The following is a 14,466-nucleotide window of genomic DNA, read 5'->3' on the forward strand; positions in this document are numbered from 1 at the left end:
GATGGTTTGGCAGCGACACGCGACCCACGCCGCGTGCCCACCTGGACCCCGGCCTCCGCCGGGGCACGGCAAGTGGCGGTCGTCGCTATTTCCCCATCGTCACCCCGGCCTCCGAGCCGGGGTCCCGCTTCTTCTTTGCGGGTCGCAGAAGGACGAAGCGGGGACCCCGGATCAAGTCCGGGGTAACGGGAAGGGGAGGTCAGGCGTCCTTCGCCGCCGCCTTTTTCGCCGCCGGTTTCTTCGCCGCGGCCTTCTTGGCAGGTGCCTTGGCCGCCGCCTTCTTCGCGGGCGCCTTCTTCTTCGCACCCTTCTTGGCCGGCGCCGCAGCGGCGCGGGCGTCGATCAGTGCGGTGGCTTCCTCCAGCGTCAGCGCATCCTTGTCGGCGGTCTTGGGGAGCGTCGCGTTGGTGGTGCCGTCGGTGACGTAGGGGCCGTAGCGGCCCTCCATCAGCTTCACTTCGCCGCCGCTGGTGGGATGCGTGCCGAGCACCTTGAGCGGCGCCTGCGCCGCGCCGCGCGCGGGGCGTCCGCCACCCGCCGCCGCTTCGGCGAGTTTGACGACGGCGGCGTTCATGCCCGTCTCGAACACCTCGGCGGTCGAAGTCAGGCGCGCATATTTGCCGGCATGCGCCAGATAGGGGCCGTAGCGCCCGATCGAGGCGGTGATCGGCTCGCCACTTTCCGGGTGCGTGCCGATCGTGCGCGGCAGGCTCAAAAGTTTCAGCGCCATTTCGAGGTCGAGGTCGCCGATGTCCTTGGGGATCGAGGCGCGCTTGGCCTCCTTGCCTTCGCCGAGCTGGATGTAGGGGCCGAAGCGACCCGATTTGCGCTCGACCGGCAGGCCGGTTTCGGGGTCGTTGCCCAGCGTCTCCGGCCCGGTGTCCTCGCCCGCCTCACCGCCTGGCTGCGCGAAGCGGCGGGTGTATTTGCACTCGGGATAGTTGGAGCAGGCAACGAACGCGCCGAACCGGCCGCCGCGCAGCGCGAGGCGCCCGTTGCCGCAATTGGGGCAGAGGCGCGGGTCGCTGCCATCGGCCTGCTTGGGGAAGAGATAGGGTTCGAGGAACTTGTCGAGCTCGACGGTGATGTCGCTCGGCTTCTGCTCCATCACCTCGTCGGTGCGCGGGCGGAAGTCGCGCCAGAAGTCGGCGAGCACCGACTGCCATTCGGCGCGGCCGCCCGAGACGTCGTCCAGCTCCTCCTCCAGCCCGGCGGTGAAGTCGTAGCTGACATATTTCTCGAAGAAGCGTTCGAGGAACGCGGTCAGCAGCCGGCCGCTTTCCTCGGCGAAGAAGCGGTTCTTCTCGACGCGGACATAGGTGCGGTCCTTCAGCACCTGAATGATCGAGGCGTAGGTCGACGGGCGACCGATGCCGAGTTCCTCCAGCCGCTTGACCAGCGACGCTTCGGAGAAGCGCGGCGGCGGCTGGGTGAAATGCTGCTCGGCATTGACGCCGTGCTTGGCGGGCGCGTCGCCGGTGCGCATCAGCGGAAGCCGGCGCGAATCCTCGTCGCCCTCGTCATCGCGGCCTTCTTCGTAGAGCGCGAGGTAGCCGGGGAAGAGCACGACCTGGCCGGTCGCGCGCAGCATGTGACGGCCGGTGCCGTCCTCCATCTCGACCGCAGTACGCTCCATGCGGGCCGACGCCATCTGGCTGGCGAGCGCGCGCTTCCAGATGAGGTCGTAGAGCCGGGCATGATCGCCCGACCCCGCCTTGTCCCGGCCGAAGTCGGTGGGGCGGATCGCCTCGTGCGCTTCCTGCGCGTTCTTGGCCTTGGTCTGGTACTGGCGCGGTTTGTCGGGGACGTAGCCGGCATCATAGCGGTTCGCGATCGCCGCGCGCGCGGCCTGGATGGCCGAGCCATCCATCTGCACGCCGTCGGTCCGCATATAGGTGATCGCGCCGTCCTCGTAGAGGTTCTGCGCGACCCGCATCGTGTGGCTGGCGGAGAAGCCGAGCTTGCGCGCCGCCTCCTGCTGCAGGGTCGACGTCGTGAAGGGCGGCGGCGGGTTGCGGGTCGCGGGCTTGGTCTCGACCGCGGTCACGGTGAAGCGGCCTTCCTCGACCGCCGCCTTGGCGCGCATCGCGGTGCCCTCGTCGCCGATCGACAGGCGGTCGAGCTTGTCGCCGTCGAACCGGGCGAGGCGGGCGGTGAAGCGGGTGCCGTCCGCCTCCATCTCGGCCAGAACCGACCAGTATTCCTGCGGCGTGAACCCCTCGATCTCGCGCTCGCGCTCGACGATCAGGCGCAGCGCCACTGACTGGACGCGGCCCGCCGACTTGGCGCCGGGCAGCTTGCGCCACAGGACGGGCGAGAGCGTGAAGCCGACCAGATAGTCGAGCGCGCGGCGTGCCCGGTACGCGTCGATCAGATCGGTGTCGAGCTCGCGCGGGGCCTTCATCGCCGCCAGGATCGCGGGCTTGGTGATCGCGTTGAAGGTGACGCGCTCGACCTCCTTGGGCAGCACCTTCTTCTTGGCGAGCACTTCCTGCACGTGCCACGAAATCGCCTCCCCCTCGCGATCGGGGTCGGTGGCCAGGATCAGTCGGTCGGCCTTCTTGGCCTCGTCGGTGATCGCCTTGAGCTGCTTTGCCTTGTCGGCGTACGTCTCCCATTCCATCGCGAACCCGTCGTCGGGGTTCACCGACCCGTCCTTTGGCGGCAGGTCGCGGACATGGCCGTAGGAGGCGAGGACGCGGTAATCGCCGCCCAGATATTTCTCGATGGTTTTCGCCTTGGCGGGCGATTCGACGATGACGAGCTGCATGGAGGCGAACGGGTCCCTTACGTGTACGCGCGAGGATGGGGAGCCGTCCGGGCCGGCGTCAACCCGTCGAGAGTGGTGGCTGCCCACACGCATCGTTAACCGGGATATGCGCATTATCGTACCGATGTCTCCGTTGCTGCCCCCGATCGCGTCCTATGCGCGGCTGATCGGCGAACATGCCGAGATCGCGAGCCGTGCGGCGCGGCTGGCGACCGCGACCGCGCGCAGCGAGGCGGCAGCGGTGCGAGAGGCGCTGGACGAGCTGGCCGATGCGCTGATCGAACACCTTGCCAACGAGGATCGGGAGATCCACCCCCGGCTGATGGCGGCGCGCGACGGCGGCGTGCGGATCAGTGCGCAGGAAGCGCGCGTCCGCTACGAAACGCTGGCGGCCGACTGGATCGCGCTGATCGAGAAGTGGCCGTCGCCGCGCATCGAATCGGATCGCGAGGGGTTCGCAACCGAATCGGGTGCGCTGATCGAGCGGCTGTACGCTCGCATCCGCGACGAGGACGACCTTCTCTATCCTGCCGCACTGGCGAGCGGGCAGATGGCGTTGAAGGGCTGACGCAGCGTCAGGCGCGCGGCGCGGTCCGGCGATAGGACAGCGCCTCGGCGACGTGCAGGCGGCCGACCTTTTCGACACCCGCCAGATCGGCGATCGTCCGCGCGACGCGCAGCACGCGGGTATAGCCGCGCGCCGACATCCGCGTTGCCTCCGCCGCCTGAGCGAGTAGCGCCCGCCCCGCCTCGTCCGGCGTCGAGTGAGCGTCGAGCAGCGCGCCCTCCGCCTCGGCGTTGGTGCGCGCGGGGTGGCCGTCGTAGCGACCGGTCTGGATCGCGCGCGCCGCCGCGACGCGGGCGGCCACTTCCGCCGTTCCTTCGGGGGGCGGCGGCAGGACAAGGTCGGCGGCGGTCACCGGCGACACCTCGACATGCAGGTCGATGCGATCGAGCAGTGGGCCCGACACCTTGGCCTGATAGTCCGCCGCGCATTTGGGCGCGCGGGCGCACGCCAGCGCCGGATCGCCGAGATGCCCGCAGCGGCACGGGTTCATCGCCGCGACGAGCTGAACGCGGGCGGGGAAGGTGACGTGCGCATTGGCGCGCGCGACGCTGACGACGCCGCTCTCCAGTGGCTGGCGGAGCGAATCAAGCACCGCGCGCTGGAACTCGGGCAATTCGTCGAGGAACAGGACGCCTAGATGCGCGAGGCTGACCTCGCCCGGCTTCACGCGAAGGCCGCCGCCGGTGAGCGCGGCCATCGAGGCGGAGTGATGCGGCGAGCGGAACGGCCGCGTGCGCGTCAGCCGCCCGCCCGACAGCGTGCCCGCGACCGACTGGACCATCGACACCTCCAGCGCCTCGGCTGCGCCGAGCGGCGGCAGGATGCCGGGCAGGCAGGCGGCCATCAGCGACTTGCCTGCGCCCGGCGGGCCGACGAACAACAGGTTGTGGCCGCCCGCCGCCGCGATCTCCAGCGCGCGCTTGGCGGTTTCCTGTCCCTTCACCTGTTTGAGGTCGGGGCCGTGCGTGCCCTCCTCGACCTCGCCCGGGGCCGGGGTGGCGAGAAGCGCCGAGCCCTTCAGATGGTTGATGAGGCCGATCAGGTCGTCGGCGGCGATGACCTCGATCCCGCCCGCCCAGGCCGCTTCGGGGCCCTGAGCGGCGGGACAGATCAGGCCCTTTCCGATCGCGCTGGCGTGCATCGCCGCGAGTAGCACGCCGGGCGAGGGGGCGATTCGCCCATCGAGGCCGAGTTCGCCGACGACGACGTAATCGGCCAGCGTCTCGACATCGACGACGCCCATCGCGCCCAGCAGCGCGAGCGCGACGGGCAGGTCGTAGTGGGAGCCTTCCTTGGGCAGGTCGGCGGGCGACAGGTTGACGGTGATCCGCTTGGGCGGGAGCGCGAGGCCGATCGCGGCGACGGCGCCGCGCACCCGCTCCCGGCTTTCGCCCACTGCCTTGTCGGCAAGGCCCACCATGACGAAGGCGGGGACGCCGGCGACGAGGTTACACTGCACCTCGACCCCGCGTGCCTCCAGTCCCAGATACGCTACCGTCGATACGATCGCGATCAATGCCGCTTCCCCCCATTTCGCCCGTCGGTTACAGGCTTAGCGGGCCGCGCCGCGATTGGAACGGGGCATCGCGCGATTGACTCGGGCGACGGGCGTGCGTAAGGGCGCGGGCTTGTGACGGCCGTCTTTGGGCGGCCCTTTTTCGTTATGCCAGGGAATGAGCGATGAAGCGGACTTTTCAGCCGAGCAATCTGGTGCGTGCGCGCCGGCACGGCTTCTTCGCGCGGATGGCGACGGCGGCGGGCCGCAAGGTGATCCGCGCGCGTCGTGCCCGCGGTCGCAAGAAGCTGAGCGCCTGATTCGACTGACCGAGCGCCGCGACTATCTCGCGGCGAACGGCGGCAGGCGCGCGGCCATGCCGGGATTCGTCCTGCAGGCGCGCGATCGCGGCGACGGCGACGTCGCCATGCGGATCGGCATCACCGTATCGAAGAAAGTCGGAAACGCCGTCGTCCGCAACCGGATGAAGCGGCGTTTTCGCGCCTTGGCGCGTGCGGTGCTGCCGCAGCACGGGCTGCCTGGCCACGACCACGTGCTGATCGGCCGGGCGGGCGGGATCGAGCGGCCGCATGCCGACCTGGTCCGCGAACTCGAAAAGGCGCTGCGAAAGGTCGCGCGCCCTTGATCGCGCGGGCGCTGATCCTGGTGGCGCGCGCCTGGCAGGTCGGCCCGTCGCGCATCCTGCCCCCGACCTGCCGATACGCGCCCTCCTGTTCGGCCTATGCAATCACGGCGCTTGCCCGCTATGGCGCGCTCAAAGGCGGCTGGCTTGCGCTCAAGCGCATCGCCCGCTGTCATCCATGGGGCGGTTGCGGCCATGATCCGGTGCCCTGAGGCGCGGATCGCCAGTCCAGCCACCCCGCATTGGGAAGTCGTTCGGTGAAGGAAGACAGCAAGAATTTCGTCCTGTTTGCGGTGCTGGCGGCGCTGATCCTGTTCGGCTGGCCCGTCATCTCGCGCTATGTCTTCCCGACCGCCAACCCGCCGGTGACGAAGATCGAGGGCGGCCAGACCAAGGTGGTGCCAAATCCGGGTGCCGACCCCACCGCCGATGCGCCCGGGGCGCTGCGCGATCGTCGTATCGTGCTGGCCGAGACGCCGCGCGTGCGCATCGACACGCCGGCGCTGGCGGGCTCGATCAACCTCAAGGGTGCGCGGCTCGACGACCTGGTGCTCAAGCGGTACGACGAGACGGTGGCGAAGAACTCGCCGCCGATCCACCTGCTCTCGCCCGCGGGCGCGGCGGGGGCCTATTTCGGGGGCTTCGGCTGGCAGGGCGCGGGCGTGCCCGATGCCAACACCGTCTGGACCGCGACCGGCGACGTGCTCGGCGTCGGCCGGCCGGTGACGCTCCAGACCACGGGCGCTTCGGGCCAGCGCTTTCAGATCAAGCTCTCGGTCGACGAGAACTACATGTTCACCGCCGAGCAGACGGTGGCGAATGCCGGTCCCGCGCCGATCGCGGTGCGCCCCTACACCTATGTCCAGCGCGCCGACAAATCGACCGACGTCGACCAGTGGACCGCGCGCGTCGGCCCGATGGCGGTCGTCGATAATGACGAGACCAACCTGAAATGGGACGAGGTCACGCAAGCCGGTAGCCGCTTCGCGACGACCAAGGGATGGGCGGGCTTTACCGACCATTACTGGCTGACCGCGATCATCCCCGATCAGCGGACGCCCGTCGATCTCACGATCCGCAAGAGCGCAGCGGGCCGGTTCGGCGCGGAGGCGCTGGCGAAGAACCCGGTCGTGGTGCAGCCGGGCAAGGCGATGACCCAGACCGTCCGCCTGTTCGCCGGTGCCAAGGAAGTGAAGGTGCTCGACGGCTACGCGGCCGAGCTCGGCATCCGCAACTTTGACAACGCCATCTACTGGGGCTGGTTCAAGGTCCTGGAAAAACCGATCTTTTACTATCTCGACTGGCTGTTCAAACTGGTCGGCAATTTCGGCGTGGCGATCATGCTGCTGACGCTGACGATCCGCCTGCTCCTGTTCCCGATCGCGCAGAAGCAGTTCGCGTCGATGGCCGGCATGCGCGCGCTGCAGCCCAAGATGAAGGCGCTGCAGGAGAAGTACAAGGACGACAAGCCGCGCCTGCAGCAGGAGATGATGCAGCTCTACAAGACCGAAAAGGTCAATCCGATGGCGGGCTGCCTGCCGATGCTGCTTCAGATCCCGATCATGTTCGCGCTCTACAAGGTGCTGATCCTGACGATCGAAATGCGGCATCAGCCCTTCGTCGGCTGGATTCGCGACCTGTCCGCGCCCGACCCGCTGACCCCAGTCAATCTGTTCGGCCTGTTGCCCTTCACCCCGCCGCATTTCATCGCGATCGGCGTCGTGCCGATTCTGCTGGGCGTGTCGATGTGGCTGCAGTTCAAACTCAACCCGCAGCCTGCGGACGAGGTGCAGAAACAGGTGTTCGCGATCATGCCGTGGATGCTGATGTTCGTGATGGCGCCGTTCGCGGTCGGGCTCCAGGTCTACTGGATCACGGGCAACGTCCTGACGATGGCGCAGCAATGGTGGCTGTACCGGCAGCATCCGTCGATGAAGGTGGCGACCGCAAAGTGAACCCTGCGTTTGACGAGGACCTGACGGAGGACGCGCGGAAACTGTTCGCGGGGCCGGTTTCGTTCCTGAAATCGGCACCCGAGCTGCGCTTCCTGCCAGATGCCGAGGTGCCTGAGGTCGCGTTTGCGGGCCGGTCGAACGTCGGCAAGTCGTCGCTGCTCAACGCGCTCACCAACCGCAATGCGCTGGCCCGCACGTCGAACACGCCGGGGCGGACGCAGGAGCTCAACTTCTTCAATGTGGGCGAGCCGCCGGCGCTCCGCCTCGTCGATATGCCGGGTTATGGTTTCGCCAAGGCGCCCAAGGACATGGTGCGCAAGTGGCGCTATCTGGTGAACGATTACCTTCGCGGGCGGATGGTGCTGAAGCGCGCGCTGGTGCTGATCGACAGCCGCCACGGGATCAAGGAGGTCGATCGCGACATCCTCAAGATGCTCGACGACGCCGCGGTCAGCTATCGCATCGTCCTGACCAAGGCGGACAAGGTGAAGGCGACCGATCTCGCCGACGTGCGCGCCCGCACCGAGGAGGAAGCGAGGAAGCGCCCGGCGGCGCATCCGGATATCCTCTCGACGTCGAGCGAGGGGGGCATGGGGATCGCCGAACTGCGCGCCGCGGTGCTCGAGGCGATAGGCTGACGGAGCCTTCGCGGCGCCCAACGCGTTGATCGGCCAAGGAGAATGCCCATGGCCGACGAGAAAGCGCAGCCCGACGATCGCAAACCCGAAGGCAGTCGTCCGCAGGAAAAGGTCGAGGACCGGCCCGTCGTCGGCACGACCACACCCGATGCCTATCCCGACAAGGCCAAGGGCCAGGAATAAGAACGCTGGTGCCGGCTGCAGGGATCGAACCCGCGACCCCCTGATTACAAATCAGGTGCTCTACCAACTGAGCTAAGCCGGCGTCGGCGCCTCTTTGCGTCAGGCGATGCCGAAGGTCCAGCCTTCGGTTGTGCCGATTTCGGGGGTCATGCCCTCGGGCTGCCAGAGTGCCGGCCGGTGCGCGTCGCGGCGGAGCCAGGCGGCGGTGAGGATCGCGTCGCTCTTGTGGTCGTCGATCGGACCGTGCCCGCCGGTCGGTTCGCTGCCCAACATTGCAAGCGCCTCATCCAGCGCGGCGTGGTTGCGCATCTTCGCGCGGCCCTTGGGGCGGCCGGCGGCGAGGGCGGCGAGACTGGTGTAGATTTCCAGCGCGACCGGCCCTGTTGCGGGCAGCGGATCGAACGGCCAGATCGCGATCCGGCCGGCCAGGCGGTGGAGGACGCGCATCCCCGTCAGGCTCGACTTGCCCACCTGCGCCGCGCCGACGAGATTGAGGTTGCTGTAGGGGTTGAGCCCCTGTTCGCGCTGCGCGACCTCCGTTACGCGAAGGCGGCCGCGGCCGGTGAAATACTCGCCCTTGCGCCCGCCGTGGCGGCGAAAATGGCGGGCGATCTCCGGGTGGTCGACGAAACTGCCCGCCGACAGATGCGGGTCGCCGGCGGCAATCGCCTCGATCGTCGCCCACAGCGCGCGCGCGTCGGGCGGGCTGTCGACCCAGCCAGGAAAGAAGGCGCCAGCGTCCGCGAACGGCAACGATGCGCCGAGGTCGAGGCCGACGATCGCATCAAGGGGCAGCTCGTGGATCAGCCAGTGCAGCACCTCGGCCCGCGACCAAATATGGCCGGGCCGGACGAGCGTCGGTGTGGCATCGCCCGCCGCGCACATCGCCACCGCGATCCCGCGCTGCCGCTCCCCCGCCGCGCCCGACCAGTCGATGCCGACGAAATGGCCGAAGCGGTCAGGGGCGGGGACCGTAATCGTTCCGCTCCGCGCGTTTAGCAACGTCCCACCAACGGCGCGCGATCAACGCCTCGATCCGCTCGCGGTCCCCGCTGCCGTAGCGGACGAGGACGGCGGGCCAGCCGCGATAATGGTCGGTTTCCCAGAAGGTGGCGGGGTCGGTGTCGATCAGCACCGCCTTTTCCTCGACCCCGATCATCAGCACGAAGCTGTCCGGCTCGCGACCCGGCGCGACCAGCGGCTTGCCGTTATGCTTGGGGACGGGCGATCCATAATAGCTGTCCATGACGACGCCGGGCAGCGTGCAGGCATAGGAGACGACCGCGTCCCAATCCTCCATCACCGCGTCTCCAGCACGGCCTTGGTGAAGGCGGCGATGTCGAAGCTGTTGCCCGTCCCATCCTCGCCGCGGCGGACAACGACGAGGCGGGCCGAGGGCACCACCATCACATATTGTCCGCGATTGCCCTGCGCAGCGTAGCTGCCCGCGGGCAAGCCCTGATCCGGCCCGAACAGCCACAGCGTCGCGCCGTATCCCGGTCCCTTTGCCGGCTGTGGCCCCGCGGGCGTCGTCATCCGCTTCATCCAGCCGGCGGGGAGCAATCGCCGACCCTGCCAAACCCCGTCGTCGAGCCAGAACTGGCCAAGCCTGGCGAGGTCGCGCGCGGTCGACCACACCTGCGACGACAGGATGTAGTTGCCGCGCCAGTCCTGTTCGGCGACGGTGTGGGTCATGCCGAGCGGCGCGAACAGCCGCTGCGGCAGCGCCTGATAGGCTCGCTCGCCCTGCGATTCGCGAACCGAGCGGATTGCGAGCAGAATGTCGTTGTTGGCGTAGCGGAAGCGGGTGCCGGGCGCGGCCTCCAGCGGCCAGCCGGTCGCCTGTTCCTCGACCGAGGTGCCCCCGAAATAGAGTGCGTCGGTGCGATTGCCCGCGGTGTCGCTGTGGAGGCCGCTCGCCATCCGCATGAGCTGGTCGAGGGTGATCGCGCGGCGCGGGTCGCCAGGGTTCTGCCACGCGGCGATCGTCGCAGGCTCGGCGGGATCGACGCCCGACATGCCGATCAGCGTGCCGGCGATGCTCTTTGCAACTGACCAAGTACGATTGGACACGAACGGCCCCCAGCCCTCGGCGTAGCCTTCGCCGACGATCTTGCCGTCGTGCAGGATCACGACGCCGGTCGTCTTCGCCGCCTTGCCGAACGCCCCGGTAAAGGTGCGGTCAATCGTTGCGGCAAGCGCAGGCGAGGGGATAGGCGCGATCCCGGCATCGCCGAGCGGCCAGCGGCGCGGGTCGGCGCCCCGTACCGGCGGCACCGGGGTGCCGGTGGCGGGCGGGGTCCAGCCGATCGGCTCGCTGCGGCAGCCGCGCCCGGCGGCGAAGGTCGAGACGCGCGGCGGCAGCCGGTCGTCGAAGGCAACGCTGACCCGGCCCCGCGTGCGATCGATTGTGGCGGGCAGGGCGGCGATCAGCGGCTGATATTCGGGATAGATGCCGGCGAGTTCGTCACGGGCGACCTGCGCCTCGGTCCGCCCCGCGTTGAACACGCCGCTGCACAGCATCGCCGCCTTGTACCCGGCGGCGATCGCGCGGGCGTAGGGGGCGGGGGCCTCTACGACCTGCTGCGCGGGCGCAGCGGCGCTAAGCGTCGCCAGTCCCGCGATGCTCAGTGCGGCGCGCATCCCACCACGCCATGCGCTCGGCGATGCGCTTTTCGTAGCCGCGGTCCGTGGGCTCGTAATAGGTTTCGGCATCCATTTCCCCCGGCCAGTAATCGGCGCCCGAAAAGCCGCCCTCGCGGTCATGGTCATAGGCATAGCCGCTGCCATAGCCGATGTCCTTCATCAGCTTCGTCGGCGCATTGAGGATGTTCTGCGGCGGCATCAGCGATCCGGTCGCGCGCGCCGACTTGAACGCCGCCTTCTGCGCCTTGTACGCCGCGTTCGACTTGGGCGCGGTGGCGAGGTAGAGGCACGCCTGCACGATCGCCAGTTCGCCCTCGGGACTGCCGAGAAAGTCGTAGGCGTCCTTGGCGGCAAGGCACTGGACCAGTGCCTGTGGGTCGGCGAGGCCCACATCCTCGCTCGCGAACCGGACGAGGCGGCGCAGGACGTAGAGCGGCTCCTCCCCCGCGGTCAGCATCCGCGCGAGATAGTAGAGCGCGGCCTGCGGGTCCGAGCCGCGCAGCGATTTGTGGAGCGCGGAGATGAGGTTGTAATGCCCCTCCCGATCCTTGTCGTAGACCGCGACGCGGCGGTGGAGCAGCGCCGACAGCCCGGCGGGATCGAGCGGTTCGCTGAGGTCGACGGCGAACAGCGTCTCGACCTGGTTGAGCAGGAACCGCCCGTCGCCATCGGCACTGGCGATCAGCGCGGCGCGCGCCTCCGTCGTCAAGGGCAGGTCGCGGCCGACCTCGACCTCGGCCCGTGCGATCAGTTCGCCGAGCGCCGCGGCGTCGAGGCGGTGCAGGATCAGCACCTGTGCACGACTCAGCAGTGCGGCATTGAGCTCGAACGATGGATTCTCGGTCGTCGCGCCGATCAGCGTGACGGTGCCGTCCTCGACGTAGGGGAGGAAGCCGTCCTGCTGCGCGCGGTTGAAGCGGTGGATCTCGTCCACGAACAGCAGCGTGCGGCGGCCGGTGCGGGCGTGGTCGCGGGCCTCGGCGAACACCTTTTTCAGGTCGGCGACGCCCGAGAAAACAGCCGAAATCTGGGCATAACGAAGGCCCACCGCATCGGCGAGCAGACGCGCGATCGTCGTCTTGCCCGTGCCCGGCGGCCCCCAGAGGATGATCGACGACAGGCGGCCGGCGGCGACCATCCGGCCGATCGCGCCCTCCGGCCCGGTCAGATGATCCTGCCCCACGACCTCGGAAAGGCCCTGCGGGCGCAGCCGGTCGGCGAGCGGGGTGTCCACGGCGGGCGGGGTCGGCGGGGCGAGGTCCCCGAAAAGATCGGCCATCACGCGAACATAGCGTGTCCGAGAGATTTTTTCAGCGGGGGCTTGCGGAAGCTCTTTCAAGATATATCTTGAGCGCATCAAGACTGATTAGGGAATCATTATGTTCGGAAGACATCATCAACATCACAGGGGTGGTCACGGCCGCTTCGCCATGCGCGGCGGTCGTCACGGCGGGCCGTTCGCGATCGAGATCGACCTGGGCGAGGGGCCGCGGCGCGGCGGCGGCGGGCGTCGGCGCTTCGACGGCGACGAACTGCGCCTCATCCTTCTCAAGCTGATCGCAGAGGCGGCGCGCCACGGCTACGACCTCATCCGCGAGATCGAGGCGCGGACCGGCGGCGCCTATGCCCCCAGCCCCGGCGTCGTCTATCCGACGCTCACGCTCCTCGACGAGATGGGGCTGATCGAACAGGCGGCGAGCGAGGGCACCAAGAAGCTGTTCGCCGCGACCCCGGCGGGCGAGGCGCATCTGGCCGAGCATGCCGAAAAGGTCGAGGCGCTGTTGGCGCGGCTGACCGACCTGTCCGATGCGCGTGCGCGGGGCGAGGGCGGGCCGGTGCGCCGGGCGATGCACAACCTAAAGGCTGCGGTGATCGGCCGCGTGTCTCAGGGCGCGGAGACCGAGACGCTGCACGCCATCACCGACATCCTCGACGACGCAGCGCGCCGCATCGAACGCCTGTGAAGGACGAGCCCATGACCTACACCACCACTGCCGCAGTCCCGACCGAGCACGTCTCGAAATATCTCCAGCAGCTCTGCAAACACTGGACGCACAACCTTGCCGTCGAGTTCGACGCCGATCACGGCCGCGTCGTGTTCCCGAAGGACGCGCGCGGAGCCGAGTGGCCGGGCGACGCGGTTGTGCGCTTCGATGCGGCGCCGGGCGCGCTCACCATCACGATCGAGGCGAGCGCCGACGGCCAGCGACAGGGCCTCAAGGGCGCAGTCGAACGCCACCTCGACCGCTTCGCGTTCCGCGAGGCACCGATGACCTACGACTGGCAGGATGCGTGAGTACCTTGGTTACCCCGGATCAAGTCCGGGGTGACGGGGCTTTCATGAGCTCGAGATACGCGTCCAGCACCGCCCTGTTCGCCGTATCCCAGACGTAGCGTTGCGCCGCGCGGTTCCCGGCCGCGCCCGCCGAGCGGCGAAGCCCCTCGTCCTCGACCAGCCGCTGGATCGCGTCGGCATAGGCGGCGACGTCGGTCGGGGGGACGAGGAAGCCGGTCACGCCCTCCTCGACCAGGTCGATCGCGCCGGTTGCGCGCGCGGCGACGACGGGAACCCCTGCGGCCATCGCCTCGGTCGTCACGTTGCCGAAAGTTTCGGTGACGCTCGGCATGAAGAACACGTCCATCCCAGCGACCGCACGGCCGAGGTCGTCGCCCGACTGGAAGCCGGTGAACACCGCTTGCGGCACGCGCTCGGCGAACCAGCCGCGTGCCGGCCCCTCGCCGATCACCAGCACCTTGTGTGGCACGCCGCGGCGGCGCAGTTCGCCGACCACATCGGCAAAGATGCCGAGGCCCTTTTCGAGCACCAACCGGCCGAGAAAGCCCACCGCCACTTCGCCATCCGCGATGCCGAGCGAGCGGCGCCACGCCTCGTCACGGCGGCCGGGGTTGAAGCGTGCATGGTCGATCCCGCGCGACCAGATGCCGATCGGGCTCGTCACGCCCCATTCGCGCAGCAGGGTCGCCATGCCGGGGCTGGGCACCATCACCCGGTCGGCGCGGTTGTAGAAGCGGGTCGACAGCTTCACCGCCAGCGGCTCGAGAAAGCCGATGCCGTAATAGCGCGGGTAGGTCTCGAACCGGGTGTGCAGCGAGGCGAGCGTCGGGATGCCGCGCTTCTTCGCCCAGGTCAGCATCCGGTGCCCCGACCAGTCGGGGGCCGAGACATGGACGATATCGGGGCGATACGCCTCCAGATCGGCACGCACGCTAGGCGGAAGGCCGCGGCCCAATTTGTATTCGTCGCGCCCGCCGGGCAAAGGCACAGCCGGCACGTCGACCAAGTCCCCGGTCGCCGGGAAGGCGGGCTTCACCACCGTCGGCGAATAGGCGCGATAGGTGACGCCCTTGTCGATAAGGAACGCCGCCAGCCGGTTCAGCGCCTGGTTCGCGCCGTCCCGCACGTAATTATAGTTGCCGCTATAAAGCGCGATCCGGAGGTCCTGGGGCTGCATCGCGGCTCCGCTTAGACCGGATACGGCCCTTTGGCCATTGGAACGAAGCCCCCCGAATCAGGTTAGCTTGGCGAAACAGAACTTTCGGGAGCAGC

The 14,466-nt window shown here is 68.7% G+C and carries 16 protein-coding genes and 1 tRNA gene; 9 read left to right on the top strand and 8 right to left on the bottom strand.

Translation table 11 applies throughout. The annotated features are described in order from the left end of the window. Positions 1-199: 199 nt before the first annotated feature. Positions 200-2,770: a type I DNA topoisomerase gene (gene topA / locus FHR19_RS16375; RefSeq protein ID WP_184030720.1), complete on the bottom strand. Its 2,571-nt coding sequence runs from the start codon at positions 2,768-2,770 to the stop codon at positions 200-202. Between the two features lie 124 nt (positions 2,771-2,894). On the opposite strand from topA, the gene FHR19_RS16380 reads away from it, so the two are divergent. Further along, positions 2,895-3,338 (top strand): hemerythrin domain-containing protein, encoded by a 444-nt coding sequence (locus FHR19_RS16380; protein ID WP_184030736.1) that lies wholly within the window; start codon positions 2,895-2,897, stop codon positions 3,336-3,338. Between the two features lie 7 nt (positions 3,339-3,345). Here FHR19_RS16380 and FHR19_RS16385 read toward each other — a convergent pair whose 3' ends face one another. Next, the gene (locus tag FHR19_RS16385) at positions 3,346-4,854 is read right to left on the bottom strand and encodes a YifB family Mg chelatase-like AAA ATPase (RefSeq protein WP_184030738.1); all 1,509 of its coding nucleotides are present in this window, start codon (positions 4,852-4,854) and stop codon (positions 3,346-3,348) included. Positions 4,855-5,018: 164 nt separating this feature from the next. Here FHR19_RS16385 and rpmH point away from each other — a divergent pair, with 164 nt between their 5' ends. Genes rpmH through FHR19_RS17920 form a run of 6 tightly spaced genes read left to right on the top strand, consistent with a single transcriptional unit; the run spans position 5,019 to position 8,252 of the window. Then, positions 5,019-5,153 carry a 50S ribosomal protein L34 gene (gene rpmH, locus FHR19_RS16390; protein ID WP_096343204.1) on the top strand — a complete coding sequence of 45 codons (135 nt, stop codon included), beginning with the start codon at positions 5,019-5,021 and terminating at the stop codon, positions 5,151-5,153. Positions 5,154-5,209: 56 nt separating this feature from the next. Further along, entirely contained in the window at positions 5,210-5,479 is a 270-nt protein-coding gene (gene rnpA / locus FHR19_RS16395; RefSeq protein WP_246359592.1) for a ribonuclease P protein component, read from the top strand. Beyond that, complete coding sequence (gene yidD / locus FHR19_RS16400; protein ID WP_184030740.1) at positions 5,476-5,688, top strand: membrane protein insertion efficiency factor YidD; 213 nt, start codon at positions 5,476-5,478, stop codon at positions 5,686-5,688. Before rnpA ends, yidD begins: the two co-directional genes overlap by 4 nt. Positions 5,689-5,733: 45 nt before the next feature. Further along, the gene (gene yidC / locus FHR19_RS16405) at positions 5,734-7,431 is read left to right on the top strand and encodes a membrane protein insertase YidC (protein ID WP_184030742.1); all 1,698 of its coding nucleotides are present in this window, start codon (positions 5,734-5,736) and stop codon (positions 7,429-7,431) included. After that, the gene (gene yihA, locus FHR19_RS16410; protein ID WP_343053314.1) at positions 7,428-8,069 is read left to right on the top strand and encodes a ribosome biogenesis GTP-binding protein YihA/YsxC; all 642 of its coding nucleotides are present in this window, start codon (positions 7,428-7,430) and stop codon (positions 8,067-8,069) included. The genes yidC and yihA overlap by 4 nt, the downstream gene beginning before the upstream one ends. 48 nt (positions 8,070-8,117) lie before the next feature. Further along, complete coding sequence (locus FHR19_RS17920) at positions 8,118-8,252, top strand: hypothetical protein (RefSeq protein ID WP_281375737.1); 135 nt, start codon at positions 8,118-8,120, stop codon at positions 8,250-8,252. Positions 8,253-8,258: 6 nt separating this feature from the next. On the opposite strand, the gene FHR19_RS16415 is transcribed toward FHR19_RS17920, so the two are convergent. The 5 genes from FHR19_RS16415 to FHR19_RS16435 all read right to left on the bottom strand — a co-directional run bounded on the left by FHR19_RS16415 (position 8,259) and on the right by FHR19_RS16435 (position 12,177). Beyond that, a tRNA-Thr gene (locus FHR19_RS16415) sits at positions 8,259-8,334 on the bottom strand. A 17-nt stretch (positions 8,335-8,351) separates the two neighbouring features. Beyond that, positions 8,352-9,254: a hypothetical protein gene (locus FHR19_RS16420; RefSeq protein WP_221228596.1), complete on the bottom strand. Its 903-nt coding sequence runs from the start codon at positions 9,252-9,254 to the stop codon at positions 8,352-8,354. Then, the gene (locus tag FHR19_RS16425; protein WP_184030747.1) at positions 9,211-9,552 is read right to left on the bottom strand and encodes a hypothetical protein; all 342 of its coding nucleotides are present in this window, start codon (positions 9,550-9,552) and stop codon (positions 9,211-9,213) included. Before FHR19_RS16425 ends, FHR19_RS16420 begins: the two co-directional genes overlap by 44 nt. Further along, positions 9,552-10,895 (bottom strand): serine hydrolase domain-containing protein, encoded by a 1,344-nt coding sequence (locus FHR19_RS16430; protein ID WP_184030749.1) that lies wholly within the window; start codon positions 10,893-10,895, stop codon positions 9,552-9,554. The genes FHR19_RS16425 and FHR19_RS16430 overlap by 1 nt, the downstream gene beginning before the upstream one ends. Beyond that, positions 10,855-12,177, bottom strand: coding sequence for a replication-associated recombination protein A (locus FHR19_RS16435; RefSeq protein ID WP_184030751.1), 1,323 nt, complete (start codon positions 12,175-12,177; stop codon positions 10,855-10,857). The genes FHR19_RS16430 and FHR19_RS16435 overlap by 41 nt, the downstream gene beginning before the upstream one ends. Positions 12,178-12,328: 151 nt before the next feature. On the opposite strand from FHR19_RS16435, the gene FHR19_RS16440 reads away from it, so the two are divergent. Both FHR19_RS16440 and FHR19_RS16445 read left to right on the top strand, forming a co-directional pair. Then, a complete protein-coding gene (locus FHR19_RS16440) occupies positions 12,329-12,862 on the top strand; it encodes a PadR family transcriptional regulator (RefSeq protein ID WP_246359593.1) in 534 nt (177 codons plus the stop codon). 11 nt (positions 12,863-12,873) lie between these two features. After that, entirely contained in the window at positions 12,874-13,194 is a 321-nt protein-coding gene (locus FHR19_RS16445; RefSeq protein ID WP_184030756.1) for a DUF2218 domain-containing protein, read from the top strand. 19 nt (positions 13,195-13,213) lie between these two features. Here FHR19_RS16445 and FHR19_RS16450 read toward each other — a convergent pair whose 3' ends face one another. After that, a complete protein-coding gene (locus FHR19_RS16450) occupies positions 13,214-14,371 on the bottom strand; it encodes a glycosyltransferase family 4 protein (RefSeq protein ID WP_184030759.1) in 1,158 nt (385 codons plus the stop codon). Positions 14,372-14,466 lie beyond the last annotated feature (95 nt).

Source organism: Sphingomonas yantingensis, assembly GCF_014199325.1.
Classification (GTDB): Bacteria; Pseudomonadota; Alphaproteobacteria; order Sphingomonadales; family Sphingomonadaceae; genus Sphingomonas; species Sphingomonas yantingensis.